Annotated in this window: 26 protein-coding genes, 3 tRNA genes and 2 pseudogenes; 3 read left to right on the top strand and 28 right to left on the bottom strand. The window is 49.2% G+C overall.

The annotated features are described in order from the left end of the window. Positions 1-9: 9 nt before the first annotated feature. From rplE to rpsL, 17 genes are all read right to left on the bottom strand, one after another. Entirely contained in the window at positions 10-552 is a 543-nt protein-coding gene (gene rplE, locus Q0J41_RS07255; protein ID WP_003620844.1) for a 50S ribosomal protein L5, read from the bottom strand. 19 nt (positions 553-571) lie between these two features. Then, positions 572-811, bottom strand: a complete 240-nt coding sequence (rplX, locus tag Q0J41_RS07250) for a 50S ribosomal protein L24 (protein ID WP_050889557.1) — start codon at positions 809-811, stop codon at positions 572-574. Positions 812-827: 16 nt separating this feature from the next. Further along, positions 828-1,196 (bottom strand): 50S ribosomal protein L14, encoded by a 369-nt coding sequence (rplN, locus tag Q0J41_RS07245; protein ID WP_002878195.1) that lies wholly within the window; start codon positions 1,194-1,196, stop codon positions 828-830. Between the two features lie 30 nt (positions 1,197-1,226). Further along, positions 1,227-1,493, bottom strand: coding sequence for a 30S ribosomal protein S17 (gene rpsQ, locus Q0J41_RS07240; RefSeq protein ID WP_002878196.1), 267 nt, complete (start codon positions 1,491-1,493; stop codon positions 1,227-1,229). Between the two features lie 18 nt (positions 1,494-1,511). Continuing rightward, positions 1,512-1,709, bottom strand: a complete 198-nt coding sequence (rpmC, locus tag Q0J41_RS07235; RefSeq protein WP_002878201.1) for a 50S ribosomal protein L29 — start codon at positions 1,707-1,709, stop codon at positions 1,512-1,514. After that, a complete protein-coding gene (gene rplP / locus Q0J41_RS07230) occupies positions 1,699-2,142 on the bottom strand; it encodes a 50S ribosomal protein L16 (protein ID WP_002878205.1) in 444 nt (147 codons plus the stop codon). The genes rpmC and rplP overlap by 11 nt, the downstream gene beginning before the upstream one ends. Beyond that, positions 2,142-2,813: a 30S ribosomal protein S3 gene (rpsC, locus tag Q0J41_RS07225; RefSeq protein ID WP_260264692.1), complete on the bottom strand. Its 672-nt coding sequence runs from the start codon at positions 2,811-2,813 to the stop codon at positions 2,142-2,144. The genes rplP and rpsC overlap by 1 nt, the downstream gene beginning before the upstream one ends. Before the next feature lie 13 nt (positions 2,814-2,826). After that, entirely contained in the window at positions 2,827-3,180 is a 354-nt protein-coding gene (gene rplV, locus Q0J41_RS07220; protein ID WP_002878207.1) for a 50S ribosomal protein L22, read from the bottom strand. A 21-nt stretch (positions 3,181-3,201) separates the two neighbouring features. Then, the gene (gene rpsS, locus Q0J41_RS07215; RefSeq protein ID WP_296227838.1) at positions 3,202-3,477 is read right to left on the bottom strand and encodes a 30S ribosomal protein S19; all 276 of its coding nucleotides are present in this window, start codon (positions 3,475-3,477) and stop codon (positions 3,202-3,204) included. A gap of 17 nt (positions 3,478-3,494) precedes the next feature. Next, on the bottom strand, positions 3,495-4,331 hold the full coding sequence (gene rplB, locus Q0J41_RS07210; protein ID WP_270447281.1) for a 50S ribosomal protein L2: 837 nt from the start codon (positions 4,329-4,331) through the stop codon (positions 3,495-3,497). A 25-nt stretch (positions 4,332-4,356) separates the two neighbouring features. After that, positions 4,357-4,653, bottom strand: coding sequence for a 50S ribosomal protein L23 (rplW, locus tag Q0J41_RS07205; protein ID WP_296227834.1), 297 nt, complete (start codon positions 4,651-4,653; stop codon positions 4,357-4,359). Next, on the bottom strand, positions 4,653-5,270 hold the full coding sequence (gene rplD / locus Q0J41_RS07200; RefSeq protein WP_002878213.1) for a 50S ribosomal protein L4: 618 nt from the start codon (positions 5,268-5,270) through the stop codon (positions 4,653-4,655). Before rplD ends, rplW begins: the two co-directional genes overlap by 1 nt. Positions 5,271-5,284: 14 nt before the next feature. Next, the gene (rplC, locus tag Q0J41_RS07195) at positions 5,285-5,914 is read right to left on the bottom strand and encodes a 50S ribosomal protein L3 (RefSeq protein WP_002878214.1); all 630 of its coding nucleotides are present in this window, start codon (positions 5,912-5,914) and stop codon (positions 5,285-5,287) included. 25 nt (positions 5,915-5,939) lie between these two features. Beyond that, positions 5,940-6,248 carry a 30S ribosomal protein S10 gene (rpsJ, locus tag Q0J41_RS07190; RefSeq protein WP_154486195.1) on the bottom strand — a complete coding sequence of 103 codons (309 nt, stop codon included), beginning with the start codon at positions 6,246-6,248 and terminating at the stop codon, positions 5,940-5,942. A gap of 385 nt (positions 6,249-6,633) precedes the next feature. Then, entirely contained in the window at positions 6,634-8,718 is a 2,085-nt protein-coding gene (gene fusA, locus Q0J41_RS07185; RefSeq protein WP_296227830.1) for an elongation factor G, read from the bottom strand. A 33-nt stretch (positions 8,719-8,751) separates the two neighbouring features. Next, on the bottom strand, positions 8,752-9,222 hold the full coding sequence (gene rpsG, locus Q0J41_RS07180) for a 30S ribosomal protein S7 (RefSeq protein WP_002878218.1): 471 nt from the start codon (positions 9,220-9,222) through the stop codon (positions 8,752-8,754). A gap of 15 nt (positions 9,223-9,237) precedes the next feature. Beyond that, the gene (gene rpsL, locus Q0J41_RS07175) at positions 9,238-9,645 is read right to left on the bottom strand and encodes a 30S ribosomal protein S12 (RefSeq protein ID WP_003613306.1); all 408 of its coding nucleotides are present in this window, start codon (positions 9,643-9,645) and stop codon (positions 9,238-9,240) included. 344 nt (positions 9,646-9,989) lie between these two features. Between rpsL and Q0J41_RS07170 the strand changes: the two are divergent. Further along, positions 9,990-10,112: pseudogene (locus Q0J41_RS07170) on the top strand (HAD hydrolase family protein); the annotation flags it as partial. An 87-nt stretch (positions 10,113-10,199) separates the two neighbouring features. Next, positions 10,200-10,760, top strand: a complete 561-nt coding sequence (locus Q0J41_RS07165; protein WP_296227816.1) for a prepilin peptidase — start codon at positions 10,200-10,202, stop codon at positions 10,758-10,760. A 67-nt stretch (positions 10,761-10,827) separates the two neighbouring features. Here the strand turns inward: Q0J41_RS07165 and rpoC are convergent, their stop codons facing one another. From rpoC to Q0J41_RS07125, 8 genes are all read right to left on the bottom strand, one after another. Continuing rightward, a complete protein-coding gene (gene rpoC / locus Q0J41_RS07160) occupies positions 10,828-14,493 on the bottom strand; it encodes a DNA-directed RNA polymerase subunit beta' (protein WP_296227814.1) in 3,666 nt (1,221 codons plus the stop codon). 15 nt (positions 14,494-14,508) lie between these two features. After that, on the bottom strand, positions 14,509-18,183 hold the full coding sequence (rpoB, locus tag Q0J41_RS07155; protein ID WP_296227811.1) for a DNA-directed RNA polymerase subunit beta: 3,675 nt from the start codon (positions 18,181-18,183) through the stop codon (positions 14,509-14,511). A 201-nt stretch (positions 18,184-18,384) separates the two neighbouring features. Next, positions 18,385-18,729 carry a bacteriocin immunity protein gene (locus Q0J41_RS07150; RefSeq protein WP_296227808.1) on the bottom strand — a complete coding sequence of 115 codons (345 nt, stop codon included), beginning with the start codon at positions 18,727-18,729 and terminating at the stop codon, positions 18,385-18,387. Between the two features lie 27 nt (positions 18,730-18,756). Then, positions 18,757-21,216, bottom strand: a complete 2,460-nt coding sequence (locus tag Q0J41_RS07145; protein WP_296227806.1) for an ATP-dependent Clp protease ATP-binding subunit — start codon at positions 21,214-21,216, stop codon at positions 18,757-18,759. 22 nt (positions 21,217-21,238) lie between these two features. Continuing rightward, positions 21,239-21,700: a GAF domain-containing protein gene (locus tag Q0J41_RS07140; RefSeq protein ID WP_296227805.1), complete on the bottom strand. Its 462-nt coding sequence runs from the start codon at positions 21,698-21,700 to the stop codon at positions 21,239-21,241. Between the two features lie 157 nt (positions 21,701-21,857). Next, positions 21,858-21,929, bottom strand: a tRNA-Gly gene (locus tag Q0J41_RS07135). A gap of 108 nt (positions 21,930-22,037) precedes the next feature. Further along, positions 22,038-22,111 (bottom strand) — tRNA-Pro (locus tag Q0J41_RS07130). A 4-nt stretch (positions 22,112-22,115) separates the two neighbouring features. Beyond that, positions 22,116-22,187 (bottom strand) — tRNA-Gly (locus Q0J41_RS07125). Positions 22,188-22,305: 118 nt separating this feature from the next. Here Q0J41_RS07125 and Q0J41_RS07120 point away from each other — a divergent pair. Next, complete coding sequence (locus tag Q0J41_RS07120; protein WP_296227803.1) at positions 22,306-22,932, top strand: DUF5052 family protein; 627 nt, start codon at positions 22,306-22,308, stop codon at positions 22,930-22,932. A gap of 87 nt (positions 22,933-23,019) precedes the next feature. Here Q0J41_RS07120 and Q0J41_RS07115 read toward each other — a convergent pair. The 3 genes and pseudogenes from Q0J41_RS07115 to Q0J41_RS07105 all read right to left on the bottom strand — a co-directional run. Further along, a pseudogene (locus tag Q0J41_RS07115) lies at positions 23,020-23,163 on the bottom strand (bifunctional O-acetylhomoserine aminocarboxypropyltransferase/cysteine synthase); the annotation flags it as partial. Between the two features lie 603 nt (positions 23,164-23,766). Beyond that, positions 23,767-23,907 carry a hypothetical protein gene (locus Q0J41_RS07110; protein ID WP_296227801.1) on the bottom strand — a complete coding sequence of 47 codons (141 nt, stop codon included), beginning with the start codon at positions 23,905-23,907 and terminating at the stop codon, positions 23,767-23,769. Positions 23,908-23,937: 30 nt separating this feature from the next. Then, the gene (locus Q0J41_RS07105) at positions 23,938-24,342 is read right to left on the bottom strand and encodes a hypothetical protein (protein ID WP_296227798.1); all 405 of its coding nucleotides are present in this window, start codon (positions 24,340-24,342) and stop codon (positions 23,938-23,940) included. Positions 24,343-24,584: the final 242 nt, after the last annotated feature.

Here is a 24,584-nt window from a genome sequence, read left to right as displayed (position 1 = left end):
TCCTCCAAATTACTTAGCAAATGGCATGCCAAATTGAGTCAAAAGTTCACGAGCTTCTTCATCAGTTTGAGCAGTAGTTACGATAACGATATCCAAACCTCTAGTGCGGTTAACCTTATCGAAGTCGATTTCTGGGAAGATCAATTGTTCCTTAACACCCAGAGTGTAGTTGCCCCGGCCGTCAAATGAACGAGTTGAAACACCACGGAAGTCACGAACACGTGGAAGAGATACGTTGATCAGCTTGCTCAGGAAGTCGTACATTCTGTCGCCTCTAAGGGTAACCTTAGCACCGATAGACATACCTTCACGCAAACGGAAGTTGGCGATTGACTTCTTGGCCTTGGTAATCATTGGCTTTTGGCCAGAGATCAGAGTCAATTCTTCAACAGCTTCGTCCAGGTTCTTTGCGTTGGCAACGGCGTCACCAACACCCATGTTCAAAACGATCTTGTCGATCTTTGGTACTTGCATGCTTGAAGTGTAGTTAAACTTCTTAGTCAATGCAGGAACGATTTCTTCGTTGTACTTAGTTGCAAAACTATTAGCCATTAGTGTCCTCCTTCCCTAATTAATCTTTGTTGCTTTCAGCTTTAGCAATAACCTTAACGTTAGAAGCGTGGATTGAACCTTCAGTTTCAACCACACCGCCGTTAGCGTTAGCAGCTGAAGCCTTGGTAGCCTTCTTGATCATGTTAACACCCTTAACAACCACGCGGTTCTTCTTAACGTTTACGGAAAGGACAGTGCCTTCCTTGCCTTTTTCTGAGCCGGCAATAACTTTTACCTTGTCACCAGTTTTAACGAACATTCGCGCAACTCTCCTTTTACAATACTTCAGGGGCAAGTGAAACGATCTTCATGAAGTCCCCTTCACGGAGTTCACGTGCAACTGGCCCGAAAATACGAGTACCACGAGGGCTCTTGTCAGCGTTGATAATAACTGCTGCATTTTCGTCAAACTTGATGTATGAACCGTCTTCACGACGAGCGCCTGACTTGGTTCTTACGATAACAGCCTTAACGACGTCACCCTTCTTTACAACACCACCTGGCGTTGCTTGTTTAACAGCTGCGACAACGATGTCACCGATGTTACCGGTCTTGCGCTTTGACCCGCCCATAACGCGGATAACAAGCAATTCACGTGCACCGGAGTTGTCAGCTACCTTCAAACGAGTTTCAGTTTGAATCACTATTAAATCCTCCCTTAGCTAATCCGTAAATTAAACAGATTTCTTAACAATGTCAACTAAACGGAAACGCTTAGTACGTGATAATGGACGGGTTTCCATGATACGAACGATGTCGCCTACCTTGGCTTCGTTATTTTCATCCATAGCGTAGTACTTCTTTGAGTAACGAGTACGCTTGCTGTAAACTGGGTGGTTCTTGTAAGTATCAACTACAACAACGATAGTCTTGTCCATCTTGTCGGAAACGACACGGCCTTGGTAAACATGGCGGCGGTTTCTTTCGATTGATTCGCTCAAGTTAGTATCTCCCTTCCACTAGTTTTGTTCTAATTCTTTTTCGCTCAAGATAGTCTTGATCCGAGCGATGTTCTTACGGACTTGGCTCAAGCGAGCGGTGTTTTCTAATTGACCGGTAGCTTGTTGGAAACGCAAGTTGAACAATTCTTCCTTGTATTGCTTTTCCTTTGCCAACAATTCATCAGTTGATAATGATCTGATTTCCTTAGTCTTCATTAGTTGCGCCACCTGCTTCCTGGTCTTCTCTCTTCACGAACTTGCACTTAATTGGAAGCTTGCTTGCTGCGAGGCGCATTGCTTCACGAGCAGTTTCTTCTGAAACGCCACCAATTTCGAACATGATCTTTTCTCTCTTAACTACAGCTACCCAACCTGCTGGTGCACCCTTACCGGAACCCATACGTACACCAACACCCTTAGCAGTGTAGGACTTTTGAGGGAAGATTCTGATCCAAACCTTACCACCACGCTTCATGTAACGAGTCATCGCAACACGGGCAGCTTCGATTTGACGGTTAGTAATCCAGTGGGATTCAAGTGCTTCAAGACCGTATTCACCAAATGCTACAGTCTTGCCACCCTTGGCAGCACCACGCATCTTACCACGGAATTCACGACGGTGTTTTACACGCTTTGGTACTAAAGGCATTACTTCTTACCTCCCTTTGAACGCTTTGCAGGTTGATTCTTGCGACCTGGCAAAATTTCGCCACGGTTGATCCAAACCTTAACACCGATTTCGCCGTAGGTAGTAAATGCGTTTACCCATGCGTAGTCGATGTCAGCTCTTAAAGTATGAAGTGGAACACTGCCTTCAGTGTGCCATTCACGGCGAGCCATGTCAGCACCGTTCAAACGGCCTGCAGTTTGTACCTTGATACCCTTGGCGCCGGCACGCATTGAACGTTGTGCAGCTTGACGGCTGGCACGACGGAAAGCGATACGAGCTTCAAGTTGACGAGCGATGCCGTCAGCAACAAGCTTGGCGTCGAGATCAGGCTTCTTGATTTCAACAATGTTAATGTGAACTTGCTTGTTAGTCAAAGCGTTGATTTCCTTATTCAAGGCTTCAACTTCAGCGCCGCCCTTACCGATAACCATACCTGGACGAGCAGTGTGGATAGCGATGTTTACACGGTTAGCAGCACGTTCGATTTCAACAGTGGATACGGAGGCATCCTTCAACTTTTCATCGAGGAACTTTCTGATCCGAAGGTCTTCGTTTAAAGTTTCCTTGTAGCCTCTAGCAGCGTACCATTTAGCTTCCCAGTCGCGGTTAACACCAAGACGGAAACCAATTGGGTTAATCTTTGAACCCATTCAAATACCTCCCTTAATCGTTCAATTCTGAAACAACAACAACTACGTGGCTGGTTCTCTTCATGATTGGAGAAGCTGAACCTTTGGCACGTGGACGGAATCTCTTCAAAGTAGCACCTTCGTTAACGTATGCTTCTGATACGTAAAGGTTTGCACTTTCAAGATCGTAGTTGTGTTCTGCGTTAGCAACTGCTGAACGCAAAACCTTTTCAACGATTGGGGAAGCAGCTTTTGGCGTAAACTTCAAAATTGCCAATGCTTCAGCAACGCTCTTACCCCGGATCAAGTCTACAACGAGACGAGCTTTTCTTGGGGCGATACGAACAGTTCTTGCTTCAGCTCTAGCTGAACTAATTTGTTCTGCCATTTAATTGTTTCTCCTTCCTTATTACTTGGATGCCTTGTCGTCAGCCTTGTGGCCGCGGAAGGTTCTAGTAGGTACGAATTCGCCCAGCTTGTGACCAACCATGTCTTCAGTTACGAAAACTGGAACGTGCTTTCTACCGTCGTAAACAGCGATAGTCAACCCTACGAAAGAAGGGAAAATAGTTGAACGACGTGACCAAGTCTTGATAACTTGCTTCTTTTCTGCGTCTTGTTGCTCGTCAACCTTCTTCAAAAGGTGGGCGTCTGCAAAAGGACCCTTTTTAATACTACGGCTCATTTAATTACCCCCTTCTCTTACTTACGACCCTTACGGTGACGGATGATTAACTTTTCACTAGCCTTCTTGCTGTCTCTAGTCTTAACACCACGTGACTTCTTGCCCCATGGAGTCATTGGCTGTGGACGGCCGACAGGTGCCTTACCTTCACCACCACCGTGTGGGTGATCGTTAGGGTTCATTACAGAACCACGGGATTGTGGACGCTTGCCCATCCAGCGTGAACGACCAGCCTTACCGATGTTGATCAGTGAGTGTTGTTCGTTGCCGACAGCACCGATAGTAGCGCGGCATTCTGAAAGGATTTCACGAACTTCGCCGGATTGCAGACGAACTTGAGTGTACTTGCCGTCAACACCCAAAACTTGAGCTGAAGTACCAGCACTACGTGCGATTTGGCCACCCTTGCCTGGCTTAAGTTCGATGTTGTGAACTTCAGTACCAGTTGGGATATTCTTCAGTGGCAATGCGTTACCAACCTTGATGTCGGCATCTGCGCCTGATTCTACCCATGAACCTACAGTCAAGCCCTTAGGAGCCAAGATGTAAGCCTTAGTACCATCAGTGTAGTGCAGCAAGGCGATGTTTGCTGAACGGTTTGGATCGTATTCGATTGCGACAACCTTAGCCTTAACGTTGTCCTTAGTACGCTTGAAATCGATGATACGGTATTGTTGCTTGTGACCGCCGCCACGGTGTCTTACAGTAATGTGACCGTATGAGTTACGACCTGCAGTCTTTGACTTAGAAGCAAGCAAAGTCTTTTCAGGCTTTGACTTAGTGATTTCTGCAAAGTCAGAAGAAGTCATATTACGACGACCGTTTGATGTTGGCTTGTAAACTTTAATAGCCAATTTACTGACCTCCTAATTACTTGATTTATTCGTTGTTTTCGTCTTTGAAAATCTTGATGTCATTTGAATCTTCAGTTAAAGCGACGATTGCCTTTCTGCGACGGGCAGTCTTGCCAGTGTAGCGGCCTACGCGCTTGTCCTTGCCGCGAACATTCATGATGTTCACGCTCTTAACCTTAACATCGAAGATTTCTTCAATAGCGTCGCGAACTTGAAGCTTGGTAGCAGTTAAGGCCACGTCGAAAGTGTACTTCTTGCTGTCCATCAAGTCGGCTGACTTTTCAGTGATAACAGGTCTTAAGATAATGTCGCGTGCGTCCATTAAGCCAATACCTCCTCAATCTTCTTAACGTCGTCTTGAGTCAAAACGAGCTTGTCGTAGTTAACGGCGTCTTCAACGTTCAAGCCGTTAACTGGAACAACCTTAACCTTTGGCAGGTTCTTGGCTGAAAGTTGTACGTTCTTGTCGTCTGAAACAACCAGAACCTTGCCTTCAAGCTTCAAGCCGTTCAAGATTGCAACGAAGTCCTTAGTCTTAGGAGCGTCCAGAGTAAGCTTGTCCAGAACTACCAAGTTTTGGTCAAGGAGCTTTTGTGACAAGACAGACTTGATAGCCAGACGGCGTTGCTTTCTTGGCATGCTGTAAGCGTAGGAACGTGGAGTAGGCCCAAAGACAACACCACCGCCGCGCCATTGTGGAGCACGGATTGAACCTTGACGAGCACGACCAGTACCCTTTTGTCTCCAAGGCTTCTTACCACCACCGCGAACGGCAGATCTGTTCTTCACCTTAGAGGTACCCTGACGCTTGCCAGCTCTTTGTCTGATGATTGCATCAAAGACAACAGCTTCGTTTGGTTCAACGCTAAACACGTTGTCGTTTAAAGTTACTTCACCAGCGTTGTTGCCGTTTTGATCCATAAGTTTGAAATTAGCCATTTGAGTCCTCCTTCCTACTTGCTAGCCTTTGCAGATGACTTAACAACGATCAATGAGTTCTTGGCACCTGGTACGTTACCCTTGATCATCAAGACGTTCTTATCTGCAACAACTTTTTCTACTACTAAGTTTTCAATAGTAACAGTCTTCACACCCATGTGACCTGGCAACTTCTTGCCTTTTGGCACGCGGTTGATGATTGAACCCATTGAACCCGGAATTCTGTGGTAACGGGAACCGTGGGTTTCAGGACCACGTGATTGGTGGTGGCGCTTGATGTTACCTTGGTAGCCATGACCTCTTGAAGTACCAGTAACGTTGACAACGTCACCTTCCTTGAACGTCTCCACAGTAACTTCTGAGCCGACTTCGTAGTCACTAAGCTCTACTCCGCGGAGTTCACGAATGAAGCGCTTAGGTGAAGTCTTTGCCTTATCAGCATGACCTTTTTCTGGCTTGTTGCTCAAAACTTCACGCTTGTCTTGGTAGCCCAATTGTACAGCTTCGTAACCGTCGTTTTCTACAGTCTTAACTTGCATAACAACGTTTGGAGTTGCTTCAATAACAGTTACTGGTACAAGAACACCATCTTTAGTGAAGATTTGAGTCATGCCAACTTTTCTTCCTAAGATTCCTTTGGTCATGATTACACCTCTTTCTATCTAAAAATTAAAGCTTAATTTCGATGTCAACGCCACTTGGCAGATCGAGCTTCATCAATGAGTCAACCGTCTTAGGGGTTGGGTTCAAGATGTCGATCAGACGCTTGTGGGTCCGCATTTCGAATTGTTCACGTGAGTCCTTGTTCATGTGTGGTGAACGCAGAACAGTGAACAAAGTTCTTTCAGTTGGAAGCGGAACTGGACCTGAGATTTCAGCGCCAGTTCTCTTCGCAGTGTCCACAATCTTAGCAGCTGATTCATCGAGAATGCTGTGTTCGTAAGACTTTAATCTAATACGAATCTTTTCATTTGCCATCTAATTACCTCCTATACGTCTTCTTTAAAAGATGACTAGCTCGGCGAAAATTCCCTGCACAACCACTGTGGCAATGCAGCCTGGTGTGCCGCAACCTTCCGCGTCGAAGCTAACTACAATTTGTACTCAGAGGGCAACTTCCCTCTCAAAAGCACTTTATCTAGTATAAGGCCTTAAGCCTTAAATAGCAAGGGTTTAGCCCGATTTTTTTCGAAAAAATTTTCTATAATTACTTTCCCTTGGTGGAGAAATTTTTCTTTCCTTTTTAACATATTTCCAGAATACAGTTTTTTAAAAATACAAAAAATCCTAGCAAGGACAAGCAATGTCTTTGCTAGGATTTCTGTTTTGGTCTAAATCAAGGCTTAGATCATGCTAGGAAGCATTAAGCGTTGCCGCCACGCTTCTTGATGATGTCAGCTTGGATTGACTTAGGACATGGTGAGTAGTGGTCCATAACCATCGTGAAGGTACCACGGCCTTGAGTGGATGAACGCAGGGTAGTTGCGTAACCAAACATTTCTGACAATGGAACCATCGCGTTGATGACCTTGGCACCTGCCCGGTCTTCCATACCTTCCATTTGGCCACGACGAGCAGTGATTGAGCCCATAACGTCACCAAGGTATTCTTCTGGAGCGATGACTTGAACCTTCATGATTGGTTCAAGGATAACAGCGCCGGCCTTTGAAGCAGCGTTCTTCAAAGCCAATGATGCGGCAACCTTGAAGGCAGCTTCACTTGAGTCGACTTCGTGGTATGAACCATCGTACAGCTTAGCCTTAACGTCGATCAATGGGTAGCCAGCCAGAACACCGTTCTTCATGGCTTCTTGCAGACCAGCGTCAACTGATGGGATGTATTCACGAGGAACTACACCACCGACAATGGCGTCTTCGAATTCGTAGCCCTTGCCTTCGTTTGGAGTAAATTCGATCCAAACGTCACCGTATTGACCCTTACCACCGGACTGACGAACAAACTTACCTTGAGCTTGAGTCGGTACAGTGAAGGTTTCACGGTAGGCAACTTGTGGTTCACCGATCGTTGCTTCAACGTTGAATTCACGCTTCATACGTTCAACCATGATGTCCAGGTGAAGTTCACCCATCCCGGAGATCAAAGTTTCACCAGTTTCTGGGTTAGTTTCAGCCCGGAAAGTTGGGTCTTCTTCAGTCAGCTTTTGCAAAGCGACGTCCATCTTGTCCCGGTCAGCCTTTGACTTAGGTTCAACTGAAACTTGGATAACTGGAGCTGGGATGTCCAGGCTTTCCAGAATCAATGGGTGAGCTGGGTCAGTCAAAGAGTCACCAGTAGTGGTGTTCTTCAAACCGATGGCACCAGCGATGTCACCTGAGAAGACTTCTGGGATTTCAGTACGTGAGTTGGCGTGCATTTGCAGCAAACGGCCAACACGTTCACGTTGGTTCTTTGAAGCGTTCAATACGTAAGAACCTGATTCCAATGAACCAGTGTAGACACGGATGAAAGTCAAACGACCAACGAATGGGTCAGTAGCGATCTTGAAGGCCAAAGCTGCGAATGGCTTGTTGTCGTCAGCCAGCAGTTCAACTTCGTTGCCGTCCTTGTCGTGAGCAACATATGGCTTAACGTCAAGTGGTGATGGCAGGTAGTCGATCACGCCGTCAAGCATCATTTGCACACCCTTGTTCTTGAAGGCTGAACCAGCAAATACTGGGAAGGCTTTCAAGTTCAAAGTTGCCCGACGCAAAGCAGCCTTAAGTTCTTCGTTGGAGATTTCTTCACCGCCAAGGAACTTTTCCATGATGTCGTCGTCAATTTCAGCGATCTGTTCGATCATTTCTTCACGACGGCTTTCAGCTTCTTCCTTGTATTCGTCTGGAACTGGAATAGTTTCCCAGTTTGCGCCCAACTTGTCTTCGTCGTAAACGTCAGCAACCATGTCGAACAAGTCGATAACGCCTTCGAATTGGTCTTCAGCACCGATAGGCATTTGAACGGCGATAGCGTTAGCGTTCAAACGTTCGTGCAGACTCTTAACTGAAAAGTCGAAGTTGGCACCGATCTTGTCCATCTTGTTAACGAAGACGATCCGTGGAACACCGTAGTTTTCAGCTTGACGCCAAACGTTTTCGGTTTGTGGTTCAACACCTGATTGAGCGTCCAGAACAGTTACGGCGCCGTCAAGGACACGCAGGGAACGTTCAACTTCGATAGTGAAGTCAACGTGTCCTGGGGTGTCGATGATGTTGATCCGGTGGTCCTTCCATTGAGCAGTAGTGGCTGCGGAAGTGATCGTGATCCCACGTTCCTTTTCTTCTTCCATCCAGTCCATTTGGGAGTCACCTTCGTGAGTTTCACCAATCTTGTGGATCTTACCAGTGTAGTAAAGGATACGTTCAGTAGTAGTAGTCTTACCGGCGTCGATGTGGGCCATGATACCGATGTTGCGAGTCTTCTCTAATGAGAATTCACGTTTGTTAGCCATAATTTTCTATCTCCTTAGATAACGAGCACTAGATTAGAAACGGTAGTGAGCGAAGGCACGGTTGGCTTCTGCCATACGGTGCACGTCTTCACGCTTCTTAACGGCTGAACCAGTGTTGTTTGAGGCATCGATCAATTCGTTTGCCAGACGTTCATCCATAGTGTGTTCGTTACGCAGGCGGGAGTATGAAACAAGCCAACGCAATGCCAAAGTAGTTTGTCTTTCTGGACGAACTTCTACAGGAACTTGGTAGTTAGAACCACCGATACGGCGAGCCTTAACTTCCAAAACTGGCTTAACGTTGTTCATGGCTTCTTCAAAGACATCCATTGGTTCCTTGCCAGTCTTGTCCTTGATGATGTCAAAAGCGTCGTAAAGGATTGATGAAGCTTGAGCTCTCTTACCATCCTTCATCAAGTGGTTGATCAGCTTAGTAACCAGCTTTGAGTTGTAAACTGGGTCTGCTAAAACGTCTCTCTTTGAAACATGACCTTTTCTTGGCATTATTTAAGTCCTCCTTTAACCCTTCTTAGCGCCGTACTTGGAACGAGCTTGCTTTCTGCCGTCAACACCAGCAGTGTCAAGGGCACCACGAACGATGTGGTAACGTACACCAGGAAGGTCCTTTACACGGCCCCCACGGATCAAGACAACTGAGTGTTCTTGCAAGTTGTGGCCTTCACCTGGGATGTAGGCAGTAACTTCAGTCAAGTTTGAAAGACGTACACGGGCGTACTTACGCAAAGCTGAGTTAGGCTTCTTTGGCGTCATAGTACCGACACGAGTCGCAACCCCACGCATTTGTGGTGCTGGGTTGAAGACTTGTTCCTTCTTCATGCTGTTGTAGCTGTAGTTCAAGGCTGGTGACTTTGACTTAGTAGTCTTTGAGTGACGGCCTTTTCTAACCAATTGATTAATGGTTGGCATTAACTAGTTCCTCCTAAATTTATATATCATTTTGTTCACATATCCGGGAGTTTCTTTTTTGCCTCGCGGAGTAATCTTCAAAACATACATCTGTTAGTATACTCCATTTGCCAGCCAATGCAAAGCTTTTTTTCAAGAATTTCTTGCTTGGAAAAAGCTGCGCTTTTTCCGCCAATGACCGCGCTTTCCATCTGTACTAAGATTTATTTTAGGCGAAAAATATTAATTTGCAGTTAGTAGAAAAGAAAAAATGAGGTAAAAAATGATCAAATTAATTGCTATCGACACTGACGGCACCCTGCTCAATTCACGCGGACAAATCCAGGCCATCGCCAAGGCCTGCTTTTGCCGGCACCAGCGTGGCCATGGGCAACGGCAATGACCTGGTCAAGCAAGCCGCTGACTATGTCACTAGCAGCAATGACGAAGACGGAATTGCCCAGGCTCTGGAGAAGTTTGTTTTTTAGCAGGTAAAGATTTTCCCTAAACTAACATTTTTTTGCCTTTTTAAAAAATATAGGCAAAAAAGGTGTAATAGTAAGTGGAGGGAAAAAATGCTCAGCGAAATGATTTCTTTACTCTGCGGTCTTTTGGCAGCTCTCATCGCCGACCACTACCGTTATAATACCATCCTTGAGTGTAAAAGCTGGCTGGCTGATGATACTCCTTACATCATCCTGGCCGGAAATTTGTTAGTTTATTTAATCTCCAATTCTAGGAGCAGTGTTATTTCTCTACTCTTTATAATCAACTTCTTTTTAATGGTTGTCAGCGACCTCCATGAGCAGTCTTTTGATACTTGCCTGCTCGTCGTGCCACTGGCCACCGGGCTGATACATTTTTTCCAGGCACCAGACACGGAAGGCCTGGGGCAGGCGGCCATTTTTCTGGCGGTCCTGGTCTGGCTCGCTTTTACAGGGAAAATGGGAACCGGGGACGTTTGGCATTTTTTACTCCTGTCTTTAAATTTTTCATGTCCCGTTGCTGTGAAGAGTTTCCTGCTGGCCTCCCTGCTGGCCATCGCCCACGCGCTTTGGCATAAGCGGCCGGGTAAAGAGCCCTTCGCCTTCCTGCCCTACTTATTCTGGGGCCTCAACCTCCAATTTTTCCTTTAGGGCAAAAGAAAAAACGTTCGGATGACTTTGAGCCATTCGAGCGTTTTTTCTTGTTAATTAAACTGGATTACTTGCTTTCAGTTTCCTTGTTTTCGTCTTCCATCTTCTTTTCCAGGTCAGCGATTGAGTAAACTGAGTCTGGTTGTTGAACATCGGCCTTTGGCACTTGCTCGCGGTAAATTGGCATACCAGTACCAGCTGGGATGATCTTCCCGATGATGACGTTTTCCTTCAAACCAAGAAGTGGGTCGTTCTTGCCGCGGATTGACGCGTCGGTAAGAACCCGGGTAGTTTCCTGGAATGAAGCAGCTGACAGGAAACTATTAGTTTCCAAGGCAGCCTTGGTGATACCCAGAATGTCAGCCTGGGCAGTAGCCGGGATCCCGCCGCTGATGATGACGTCACGGTTTCTGTCGCGGAATTCAGCGATGTCCATGACTTCACCTGGCAAGATGTCGGTTTCACCTGGGTCAAGGACCCGGACCTTCTGCAGCATCTGTCTGGTCAAGACTTCGGCGTGCTTGTCGGCCAGGTCAACACCCTGAGTCCGGTATGACTTCTGGACTTCAGCCAGGATGTATTCTTCAGTCGTCAAAGTGTCAGTTACCTTGATCAATTCCTTAGGGTCAATAGAACCAGGGATCAGCTTGTCACCACGGTGGATTTCATCGCCTTCTTGAACTGCTGGCTTAGCAGTGTAAGGAATCGTGTAGACTCTGGTGTCGATCTTGCCCTTAACGGTGATTTCTTGCAAGTGTTCAGCCGCGTTGCTTTCGATCTTGTCAACAACACCGTCAACTTCAGAGATGACCGCGCGACCCTTAGGGTTGCGGGCTTCGAACAATTCTTGCACACGAGGCAGACCTTGAGTGATGTCTTCTGCGCCGGCAACACCACCGGTGTGGAAAGTACGCAGGGTCAGCTGGGTACCTGGTTCACCGATTGACTGAGCGGCAACCGTACCAACTGCTTCACCGATTTCAACTTCTTCGGCAGTAGCCAGGTTCCGGCCGTAGCACTTCCGGCAGATACCGTGGGAAGTGTTGCAAGTCAGGATTGACCGGATTTGGACTTCCTGCACGCCAGCGTCAACAATCTTCTGCGCCATTTGTTCGTCCATCAAGACACCCTTAGGGCAGATGACTTCACCAGTTTGCGGGTCACGGACAGTCCGGTTGGTAAAGCGGCCTACCAGACGGTCGTAAAGTGATTCAATCAAGCCGGCATCCTTGTCAACGATGGCCTTGGCAGTAATGCCGCGGTCAGTGCCACAGTCGTCTTCACGAATGATAACGTCCTGGGCAACGTCAACCAAACGACGGGTTAGGTAACCAGACTGGGCAGTCTTCAAGGCCGTGTCAGTCATCCCCTTCCGGGCGCCGTGAGTGGACATGAACAGTTCCAGAACGGTCAGACCTTCCTTGAAGTTGGAGATAACCGGAATTTCGAACAATTCACCACTTGGTGTGGCCATCAAACCACGCATACCAGCCAGCTGGGTAAAGTTGGAGATGTTACCACGGGCACCGGACTGCTGCATGACGGAGATTGGGTTCTTTTGGTCCTTGAATTCGGCAATTTCCTGTTGAACGGCATCCTTACAGTCAGTCCAGATCTTGATGATGTTGTCGTGACGTTCCTTGTCAGACAGCTTACCCCGGCGGAACATCTTGGATACTTCCTTAACCTGCTTGCGGGCTTCAGCAACCAAGGCATCCTTGGTCTTGGTTTCCGGAACGTCGGCCATACCGATAGTCAAGCCGGAAATAGTTGAAGCTGAGTAACCCATTTCCTTCAAGTCGTCCAGGTATTCTGAAGTTCTTTGTACCTGGTAGCGCTTGTAGATTTCAGAAATAGTCTCACCTAGGAAGCCCTTCTTGAATGGCGTAGCCACCAGGTCCTGGCCAACTTCAGCGATCTTGTCGTGGATGTCCTGGCCATCTTCCAGGAAGTACTTGTCAGCCATTGGCTGCTTCAAGTTGTCCTGGCTTGGTTCGTTGATGTAGAAGTAGTCGTCTGGGAAGAGGGAGTTGAAGACCAAGCGGCCGTAAGTAGTTACGAAAATGCTGTCTTCGTGGCCCGCGCCCCAGTCCTTCTTCGGCATTGAAGCGGCTGACACACCGATGATGGTGTGGTAGTGAATATCGCCGTTGTTGTAGGCAATGGTTGCTTCTTCTGGAGTAGCAAAGATCATGCCTTCGCCTTCCCGGCCGATTTCAGCTTGGGTCAGCCAGTAGTTACCCAAAACGATGTCCTGGGACGGAGTAACGATTGGGGTACCGTCCTTAGGAGTCAAGATGTGGTGGGCAGCCAGCATCAAGAGGCGGGATTCAGCCACAGCTTCGTCTGACAACGGCACGTGGATGGCCATCTGGTCACCGTCGAAGTCGGCGTTGTAAGCTTCACAAGCCAGTGGGTGCAAACGCAGGGCCTTGCCTGGAACCAAAACTGGTTCAAAGGCCTGGATTGACAGACGGTGCAGGGTAGGTGCCCGGTTCAAAAGAACTGGACGTTCCTTAATGACGTATTCCAATACGTCCCAGATGTCGTCGTCTTCCCGGTCGATCTTGCGCTTAGCGTTCTTAATGTTGGAAGCAATGCCCCGGCGGACAAGTTCCCGCATAACGAATGGCTTGAACAATTCCAGAGCCATTGGACGCGGAACACCACATTGGTAAATCTTCAGCTTTGGAGAAACGTCGATAACTGAACGGCCGGAGTAGTCAACACGCTTACCAAGCAAGTTTTGGCGGAAACGCCCTTGCTTACCCTTCAGCATGTGTGAGATAGACTTCAGTGGCCGGTTGCCTGGCCCAACAACTGGGCGGCCCCGGCGGCCGTTGTCGATCAAGGCGTCAACTGCTTCTTGCAGCATCCGCTCTTCGTTTTGCACGATCAAGCCAGGAGCGTGCATGTCCAGCAGCTTCTTCAACCGGTTGTTACGGTTGATAACCCGGCGGTAAAGGTCGTTCAAGTCGGAAGTTGCGAAACGGCCACCTTCCAGCTGAACCATTGGCCGCAAGTCCGGCGGAATAACCGGAACAGTTTCCATAACCATCCATTCAGGCTTGTTGCCGCTGTTTCTAAAGGCATCAAGGATGTCCAGCCGGCGGATAGCCCGGGTCCGCTTTTGCCCCTTCAAGGTTTGCAGTTCTGCCTTAAGGGCAGTAACTTCCTTGTCCAGGTCAACCTGCTTAAGCAGGTCGCGGATGGCTTCGGCACCCATCTTAGCTACGAAGCGGTTGCCGTACTTGGCCTTTTCTTCCCGGTATTCAGCTTCAGTCAAGAGCTGCTTGGCTTCCAGGCCAGTGTCACCTGGATCGATGACAATGTAGGCAGCAAAGTAGATAACTTCTTCCAATTGCTTTGGAGATACGTCCAAAACCAGGCCCATTCTTGATGGAATACCCTTGAAGTACCAGATGTGGGTTACAGGAGCAGCCAGTTCGATGTGGCCCATCCGTTCCCGGCGCACGTGAGAGGTCGTTACTTCAACCCCGCACCGGTCACAGACGATCCCCTTGTAGCGAACGCCCTTGTACTTGCCACAGGCACAAGCATAGTCCTTGGTTGGCCCGAAGATCCGTTCATCGAACAGACCGTCTTTTTCTGGCTTCAAAGTCCGGTAGTTGATGGTTTCCGGCTTCTTAACTTCCCCGTAAGACCAGCTTCTGATCTTGTTTGGTGAAGCCAAACCAATCTGCATGCTTTCAAACTTATTTACGTCGATCAAAGTTTAACCTCCCAATTACTTTGAAGCCTTGTCATCGTCAGCAGTTTCAGCTTCATTTGCATCAGCATCTGCCTCAGCCGCGTCTTCTTCCACGCTGCCTTCTGCTTCAGCTTCCGCGGCGATTTCAGCCTCTTCTTCGGCCAACTTCTTCTTTTCTTGCGCTTCCGCAAGGCGAGATAAAGTATCGATGTTTACGTGTTCATTTGAGTCTTCGTCCATGTCGCGCAGTTCGACTTCATTTTCGTCGCTGTCCAAAACGCGCAGGTCCAGACCCAATGATTGCAGTTCCTTAACCAAAACGCGGAATGATTCTGGCACGCCTGGCTTAGGAATTCTTTCGCCCTTGACGATTGCTTCGTAGGCCTTGACACGGCCAACAACGTCGTCAGACTTGTAGGTCAGGATTTCTTGCAAGGTGTAGGCTGCACCGTAGGCTTCCAAAGCCCAGACTTCCATTTCACCGAAACGCTGGCCACCGAATTGTGCCTTACCACCCAAAGGCTGTTGGGTTACAAGTGAGTAAGGCCCGATTGACCGCGCGTGGATCTTGTCGTCAACCATGTGAGTCAGCTTCAAGTAGTACATAACCCCGACTGAAACCCGGTTGTGGAATGGTTCACCGGTCCGGCCGTCGTAAAGGACAGTCTTACCGTCTGAGTCAACACCGGCTTCGCGGACAAAGTCCCAAACGTCATCTTCGCTGGCCCCGTCGAATACCGGAGTAGCCACGTGGATACCCAAGGCCCGGGCTGCCCGGCCCAAGTGGATTTCAAGCAGCTGCCCGATGTTCATACGTGATGGCACACCCATTGGGTTCAAGCAGATGTCGACTGGAGTACCGTCTGGCAGGTATGGCATGTCTTCAACTGGCGCAACCAGGGCAACCGTACCCTTGTTACCGTGACGACCAGACATCTTGTCCCCGACTTGGATCTTTCTCTTTTGCACGATGTAGACCCGGACCAGGGTATTAACGCCTGGTGCCAGTTCATCGCCGGCTTCACGGGTGAAGACTTGAACGTCTTGAACCACACCGCCACCGCCGTGAGGTACCTTCAATGAAGTATCACGGACTTCACGGGCCTTTTCACCGAAGATGGCGTGCAGCAGTCTTTCTTCGGCACTCAGTTCAGTGATCCCCTTAGGGGTAACCTTGCCGACCAGGATGTCGCCGTCGTGAACTTCGGCACCGATCCGGATGATCCCGTTTTCATCCAGGTCCTTCAAGGCGTCTTCACCAACGTTAGGGATTTCCCGGGTGATTTCTTCCGGCCCCAGCTTAGTGTCACGGGCTTCTGAGTCGTAGTCTTCAATGTGGATTGAAGTGTAGACGTCTTCCTTAACCAGGCGTTCGCTCAGCATGATGGCGTCTTCGAAGTTGTACATGTTCCAAGTGGTGAAGGCGATAACCGGGTTTTGACCCAGGGCAAGTTCGCCGTCAGCCATTGATGGACCGTTGGCAATTACCTGGCCGTCAACAACCTTGTCGCCACGCTTGACGTTTGGCGTCTGGTTGTAGTTCTTAGTTGCGTTTGACCGGCGGTACTTTTCAAGAGTGTAAGTGTCCAGTGTCTGGTCTTCGCGGCGAACGCGGATTTCATTTGCGTCCACGTATTCAACTTCACCGTCTGCTTCAGCCAGCAAGGCGTCACCGGAGTCGTGACCTGCCCGGTATTCCATACCAGTAGCCACAAGCGGGCCATGCGGGTTGATCAAAGGAACAGCCTGACGTTGGTGGTTGGCCCCCATCAAGGCCCGGTTGGAGTCGTCGTTTTCCAGGAATGGAATACATGCGGAAGTTACGGAAACAACCTGCTTCGGAATAACGTCCATGTAGTCGATCCGGTCTGGACTTACTTCGACGTTGTCTTCCCGGTGCCGGCAAAGGATCACGTCATCAACAAAGGAGCCGTCTTCGTTCAAAGGAGTGTTGGCCCCGGCGATGATGTAGTTGTCTTCTACATCAGCAGTCAAGTAGTCGATCTTGTCGGTAACCTTGTGGGTTGCCCAGGAAACGCGCCGGTATGGGGTTTCCAGGAAGCCGTACTTGTTGATGATGGCATAAGTGGCCATAGAGTTGATCAAACCGATGTTAGGACCTTCTGGCGTTTCGATTGGGCACAGACGGCCATAGTGGGTATAGTGAACGTCCCGGACTTCGTAGCCGGCCCGGTCACGGGACAGACCACCAGGCCCCAAGGCGGACATACGCCGCTTGTGGGTCAATTCACCCAGCGGGTTGTTTTGGTCCATGAATTGGGAAAGCTGGGATGAACCGAAGAATTCCTTAATTGAACCAACGATTGGCCGGATGTTGATCAATTGCTGCGGAGTAACCGTAGCGGCGTCTTGAATTGACATACGTTCGCGGACAACCCGTTCCATTCGGGCCAAACCGATCCGCATCTGGTTTTGCAGCAATTCGCCAACCCGGCGAATGCGGCGGTTACCCAAGTGGTCGATGTCATCGATGTTGCCGACGCCTTCTTGGAGTTCCAGGAAGTAGTTGACAGAAGCGATGATGTCGGCTGGAGTGATGCACTTAACGTCTTCAGCAATGTGGCCGTTGGAGATCAGCTTGATTTCCCGGTCAGGAATCTCACGGGAGAAGACCTTGATTTCCTGAACAGTTACAGGTTCTGGAATCGCGCCTTCTTCAGATGGCGTGTAGGTAACAGTCTTGAAGTCGTCGCGGTCCAGGTAGTCCTTCAGAACGTCCATGACTTCGTTGTTGACAACTGTCCCCTTGGCAGCCAGAACTTCCCCAGTGTCAGGGTCAGCCAGGGTTTCAGCCAAAGTGTAGCCCAAAAGCCGGTTTTTCAAGCTCAGCTTCTTGTTGACCTTGTAGCGGCCAACAGCAGCCAGGTCGTAGCGGCGTGGATCAAAGAAGCGGGAAACCAGGAGACTCCGGGATGAGTCGGTAGTCTTTGGTTCACCTGGACGCAGGCGGTCGTAGATGTCCTTCAAGGCTTCTGCTACCCGGCTGTCCGCTGGGTTCTTGTGAACATCTTTGTCCAAAGTCAAGTCCAAAGTGTCGCTGTCGCCGAAGATTTCCTTGATTTCGCTGTCGGAGCCAAAGCCCAGGGCCCGGACCAAGACAGACAAAGGAAGCTTCCGGGTCCGGTCAACTCGGACGTAGGAAATGTTCTTGGCGTCAGTTTCGAATTCCAGCCAAGCCCCGCGGTTAGGGATGACAGTCGTGCCGAAGATTTGCCGGCCGTTCTTGTCGAATTCGCCACTGTAGTAGACACCAGGTGATCTAACCAGCTGAGAAACGATAACTCTTTCCGCCCCGTTAACGATGAAGGAGCCGGACTTGGTCATCAGCGGCAAGTCGCCGAAGAAGACGTCTTGGGTCTTGATTTCGCCAGTTTCGTGGTTGGTCAATTTCAGAGTCACGTGCATTGGAGCTGAGTAAGTCGCGTCGTGCTTGCGTGATTCATCGACAGTATACTTAGGTTCTTGCAGCTTGTAGTCGACGTATTCCAGAGTCAAGCGGCCTGAAGTGTCGCTGATTGGCAGAATGTCGTCAAAAACTTCCTTGATGCCTTCGTCAAGGAACCACTTGTATGATTCAGTCTGTACGTCGGTCAAGTTAGGCAGCGGCAGGATTTCCTTAATCCGAGAGAAGCTGCGTCTTGTCCGGTGTTGTCCGTAATTAACTACGTGTCCGTTTAGCAAGGAAAACATCCTTTCTATCCTGTTGAAGAGAGCAAATATTACATTTGTGTTACATTTTAAAAAGGCCGGGATTTTGGGCATAAAAAAGACAAAAACGAACCTGTCGTTTTTGTCTTTATCATTTTACTGGACAATATATCAGTAAAATCCTGAACTTCAGCCTTTTAAATCGCCCAATATTGTATCACTAATTTTAAAGGAAAGCAAGCCCTAGCGGCTGCTAAAAAGCAGGGCTGCCTGGGTGGCCAGACCAACCCCGGTGAGCTGGTAGCCGCCAGCCGTGATATTCCAGAAAATCTGCTTGCCTTGCGGGCTGAGCTGGGATTTGATCGCGACCGGCTCTAAAGCGATCCGCAAGTCCCGCATCACCTTGCCCAGGTAGACCTTCTGTTCCAGCTGCTGCTTAGCTTCCAGCAGGGCCTCCCGCTCTTCTGCCGGCATTTCGTCGTAAAGAGCGTCGATGATGTCGCTATAAAGCAGGATCCGCCCGTCAGTCTTCTTGCTTGCTTCTTGTTCTGCCTTAGCAGCGTCAGCTTTTTTCTTCTTGCCAAACATAATCTGCCTCCAAAAATTATCTATTCATTATCCCTTGATTTTTTCACCAGTCTTGGCCTTGACGATTTCAAAGCGCAGCTTGCCGCCCCGGGCGCCAATCTTGACCGTGTCACCGGCCCGCAGCTTTTCGCTGACCAGGTCCTGGGCCAATTCGTCTTCAACTTCATCCTGGATAGTCCGCCGCAATGGCCGGGCTCCCATTTCCGGATTGTAGCCGTCCTTGGCCAATTGGTCCAAGGCAGCTGGCGACAGGCGTAAAGTAATGTCTTTTTCCGCCAGCCGCTTGACCAGCTTCCGGGTCAAAAGCGTCACGATTTCCCGCAGCTGCTTGGCTTCCAGCGGCTTGAAGACGATCTTTTCGTCGATCCGGTTCAAAAATTCCGGCCGGAAGAAGTCCTTGGTAGCCTTGGTTACCTTTTCCGCGATCAGCTTGCCCTGGTCTTCCTGGCTGGCTGAGAAGCCCACGTGACTGTCAGCCTCCAGGCTTCTGGAACCCAGGTTGGAGGTCATGATGATAATCGTGTTTCTGAAGTCGACCTTCCGGCCCAGAGAGTCAGTCATGAAGCCTTCATCCAGCACCCGCAGCAGGACGTTGAAGATTTCCGGGTTAGCCTTTTCCACTTCGTCAAAAAGAACGACTGAGTAAGGATGTTCCCGGACCTTGTTGGAGAGCTGGCCCCCTTCTTCATAGCCGACGTAACCAGGCGCTGACCCGATCAGCTTGGAGGAAGATTCCCGGTCCATGTATTCTGACATGTCAACTCTGATGATGTTGTCTTCTGAGCCAAAAACTGCCTCAGCCACGGCCTTAGCCAGTTCGGTCTTGCCGACTCCGGTTGGGCCCAGGAAGAGGAATGAACCGATTGGCCGGTTTTCATCCTTCAGGCCGCTTCTTGACCGGCGGATGGCATTAGCCACGGCCTTGACGGCGTCGTCTTGGCCGATAACCCTTTCATGCAGGATCCCTTCCAGGCGGGCCAGACGCTTGTTTTCGCTGGTCTTAAGCTGGGTTACCGGAACCCCGGTCCAGATAGAGACCACCTTAGCCACGTCTTCGGCGCCAACGACTGACCGCTTCTCATCCTTGCCAGCCAGCTTCTTGGCGATCTCACTCCGCTTTTGCCGCAAGGCGATTTCCTGGTCGCGCAGCTTAGCGGCTTGGGCAAAGTTCTGCTTGGCTGCTTCATCGTTCTTTTGCTTGAGAGTCCGGCTGATTTCCAAATCAATTTCAGCCAGGTCCTTGTCTTCGCCAGTATCATTAGCCAGTTTAACCGCCGCGCTGGCCTCATCGATCAAGTCGATGGCCTTGTCCGGCTGGTAGCGGTCAGCAATGTAGCGGCTAGACAAGTCAACTGCTGCCTGCAAGGCTTCTTCTGACAAGGCTACCCGGTGGTAGTCTTCATACTTGTCCTTGATCCCATGCAAAATCTGCAAGGTTTCTTCTTCATTTGGCTCAGCCAGGCGGACCAGCTGGAAGCGGCGAACAAAGGCCGAGTCTTTCTCCATGTGCTTGCGGTATTCTTCAAAGGTCGTGGCCCCGATCAATTGAATATCCCCGCGGGCCAATGCCGGCTTCAAGGTGTTGGAGGCGCTCATCGCCCCTTCCGCGTCCCCGGCCTTGACCAAAGAGTGAATTTCATCGACAAAAAGAATGACATTCTTGCTGGCGGTAACTTCCTTGATCAAGCGGTCCATCCGCTCTTCAAATTCGCCCCGGTAGCGGGTACCGGCCACCATGCTGTTGACGTCCAGTGAAACCACCCGCTTGTCAGCCAGGTCCCGGGGAACCTTTTTAGCAACGATCGCGCTGGCCAAAGCTTCAGCGACCGCGGTCTTGCCGACCCCAGGCTCACCGACCAAAAGCGGATTGTTCTTGGTCCGCCGGGACAGGATCTGAATTACCCGGTCCAGTTCCCGCTGACGGCCGATCACCGGGTCAATGTCACCTTCTTTAGCCCGCCGGTTCAAGTCAATCCCGAAGCGGTCCAAAATCGGCGTCTGCGACTGGCTGCTGCCTGCCGCGGCTGGCCGGCTGGCCTGGCTGCTTTCCCCGGTCACCTGGTTGGCATCATCCAGTTCGTCTTTCAAGTTTTCCAGGTCCACGTCCAGGTTGCGCAGGATCATGGCTGACAGGATCTGCTCACTGGAGACCAAAGCCTGGAGAATGTCAGTCGTTTCGATTTCCTTGCTGGACCGGAGTTTAGAATTCCGCTTGGCATAATCCAGCGCCAGAGTCAGACGGGGAGAAAATTCCATGTAGCTGGTTGGAGCCGCTGAGCCGTAGCCCGTGTAGCGCTCGATTTCTTCCTTGACCCCGGTCGGCGTCACGTTCATGGTTCGCAGAATCTTACCGGCCTTGCCGTCAGCTTCGATTACCAGGGCCAAAAGGACATGCTCAGTCCCGACCAGACGGTGGTGAAACTCCTTGGCTTGTTCCTGGGCAATTTCCAAAACCTGTCTGCTGCTCTTACTGTATGAATTTTGCATATCAAATCGCCTCACACCGGACCTAGTTGCCTAAAGCTACTGCCGCGATCTGCTCTAAGTACTTCTGGTCCAAATCATCAAAATTGTTCAAATTAGTCGAGTCAAAGTCGTACACGCCCCAAAGGCTGCCATCCCGGTCAAAAATCGGCACGACGATTTCTGAATTTGAGGCACTGTCGCAGGCGATATGGCCTGGGAAGTCATGGACATTGGCCACGATCTGCGTCTTCTTTTCCAGGGCCGCTTTCCCGCAGACCCCCTTGCCCAGCTGGATGTGCACGCAGGCCGGCATCCCCTGGAAGGGCCCCAGGATCAATTCCCCTTTTTCAAAGCGGTAGACCCCGGCAAAATTAACGTTTTTCATCCCCGCTTTCAAAAGGGCCGAAACGTTGCCGGTATTAGCGATCCAGTCGCTCTCTGCGGCCGTCAAGGCCTTGGCCTGCTCAAGTAATAGCTCGTACTCTGCCTGACTTGCTGCTGCCATGATTTCCTCCTTCACGTCTGCCAATAAATAGGTAAAAAGGCAAAAATTGCTATGCTTGCAAGCATAACATTTCCCGATCTTTTCGACAAGCCAGGTGCCCTGCAGATCTATTATAAGGCAAAAAGAAAAGACCCGCTAATCAGCGAGTCTTTGATGAAGCGGAAGACGGGATTCGAACCCGCGACCCCCACCATGGCAAGGTGATGTTCTACCACTGAACTACTTCCGCGATACATTTATTAGTTTACCAAAAATTTTATCTTTTGCAAGTCTTTTTTGCCCATAAATGAGAAAAAAGCGCCGCTATAAAGCAACGCTTTGATCACACATTGGCTAATCGGGAATGCAGGATTTGAACCTGTGACCTCTACGTCCCGAACGTAGCGCTCTACCAAACTGAGCTAATTCCCGAAGAAGCGGAAGACGGGATTCGAACCCGCGACCCCCACCATGGCAAGGTGATGTTCTACCACTGAACTACTTCCGCAACACATCTATTAGGATAATCTAAAAGCCGGGTCTTGGCAAGGTCTTTTTTATAAAAAATAGTATTTTTCCTAGGGGGCAAGTTCGATTAAACTAATAGTAAGAAAGCGTTTGTCTAAATGAAAGGAAGAGAAAAAATGAAAAAGGAAAGACTCCTGGCGGCCTGCCTGGCCTTGGCCCTCCTGCCTCTCCTGTCCTCCTGCTCCATGATCAGCGACTACACCCTGGACCTCAAGTCAAAGCTAGTCGGCATCCCTTTTACCGTCTCCACCTATGACTACGACGGGCAAAAGATCGACCAGATCAAGGGCAAGTCAGTCCACATTGAGACCTACAAGCCGATGAGCAAGAAAAATTCCAGCGGCGACGAGCAGTCCAAGGTCATCGACGTGGAATTCGGCGGCCAGCAGATGATCCATGTCGGCTCCAGCCTAATCGCCAATGAAGGCCTGCGCAATTACGAAGATACTTTTTCAAAAAAGGTCACCATTACCGACAAGCAGCGGTCCATCCCGATTCTGTCAATAATGTATAACAATTTCAGAAACGACTGGCTCTCCAAGGGCAAGGTCATCATGATCCGGTCCCAAGCCGGCAAGCCAATCGCCGTTTATGCGGGCAACAAGGTCCGGGTCAGTGCCACTGACATGCCATCAACCACCCAGATCAATGTCGACGGCCACCGGCTCTTTATTTACCGCTGCGACTACTCCATCTATGACATGGAGACCATCAAGAAGATGTAGATACAAAAACGTTTCCTGCTTGAGGAAACGTTTTTTTAACATTGTTTTTAGTATAAGGAGATTCTTCAAAAATTACAGCTTGGCCAGGGCCTGGTCAGCGTCGTCAAAGACATAGGACGTGGTCTGGTAGATCGGCACTGCCCGGGCGCCAGTTTCGTCGATTGGCTGGCCGGCGTGGACCTGCAAAGTTTCAAATGACAAACCTTCGTTGCTGATAGCTTCTTTACTCATATTTTTTACCTCGCTTGTGTTATGAATGTGGAATATTTTTTAGTTGTTGGAAATGATTAGATTGCTGAAATATTGCTATTAAAAACACAAGCAACACATGTAGCTGGCTCCAATCGCCGCTCCCCGCCAGAGGATCAGCCAGCGTTTCGTCTGTTGATACCGTTTCCTGCACATGAACCTTACCTCGTAAAAAAAGCCGCCCAACTAACCAGTAGTTCAGGCGGCCTTTACTATCTTCAATACAGTAACGAAATCTTAGAATGGTGAACCACAGGTATTCGCTTCTACGCTAAGAGGCATGCTGGACATCAGCATGTTCATTGGCATGACTTGCATTTGACAATTCTTAGCTGCGAATTCCATCTTGGTTCTCCTTTTCTTCATCAGTTCTTAATTTAGTTTTAAGTATACTAACTTTAGGGAAAATGTCAATCCGTTTTTTAGAAAAAGCGGTAAACAAAAACCAGGAAATCATGGCAGTGATTTCCTAGTTTATCGTCCTATTCACCAAATCAAGCCGCTGAAAGCACTTTCCCAGCTAAACTTAATCTGTATTTAAAGTATACGAGCTTTTTGTCCAAAGTCAATCTCTTTTCCAAAAAATCAGGACCGGGCTAGCAAAACATTGCCCCCACCCTGCTTTCTCACCTCGTACATCAATTGGTCAACCTTTTGGTAGAGCTGGTCGACATTAGACAAATTGTTTAGGTAGTGGCTGACCCCGTAATAATTGATTTTATCCAAATTAATTTTCTTTTTTCTTTCGTGAAAAAACTAAGCAGCCGGGAAAGACATAAACTGGTGGGGCAGCATGGTCAAAGCGGCAAAGACCAGGTTCAAGACTAAAGCCAGAGTCCAGGCCCAGGTCTCTTTCCTTTTCAGCAAATAGTTGATTGCCAATAAAGCCAGGGCACTTCCAGCTGCCAGGCCTTCTCCCTGCCAAAGCAAAAGCAAAGCTGCTGCCAGCAGGCCGCTATTCAAAACAGCTAATGCCCGTTTCCCCGGCCGCCAGAGAAGGTAGGCGCTAAGCCCCTCTAAGAGGCAGAGGACGGCAAAAATCCCCGTCTTTAAGGGCTGGCCGGCTAAATAAGCCGCTAAGCCGCTGCTGGCAGTCAAAAAAGCCCCGGCCAAAGCGGAGATAGTGGTTAAGATCGACAATAAGTATTTGTAGATTGGCAAAAATTCACCTTTTCTAATAGCAGCTCGTAATTTGATTGCCTATATTCTAGCAAAAAAGCTCTAATATTCATGTTAGAGAATATTGGGTCAGATTATATCAAATTGTGTCATTTGGTATGATTTTGCCGAGTGTCTGCTTTAACAGCTTTAATATCTAGACCGACCTTTTTCAAGCAATACCTAGCAAGTAAGTATCACAAACGCTCCCTTGATATGGTTTTCAAGAAAACTGGAGGACAACT

This window comes from uncultured Lactobacillus sp., assembly GCF_944327175.1.
GTDB lineage: Bacteria > Bacillota > Bacilli > Lactobacillales > Lactobacillaceae > Lactobacillus.
This window is presented reverse-complemented; position numbering and strand designations above follow the sequence as displayed.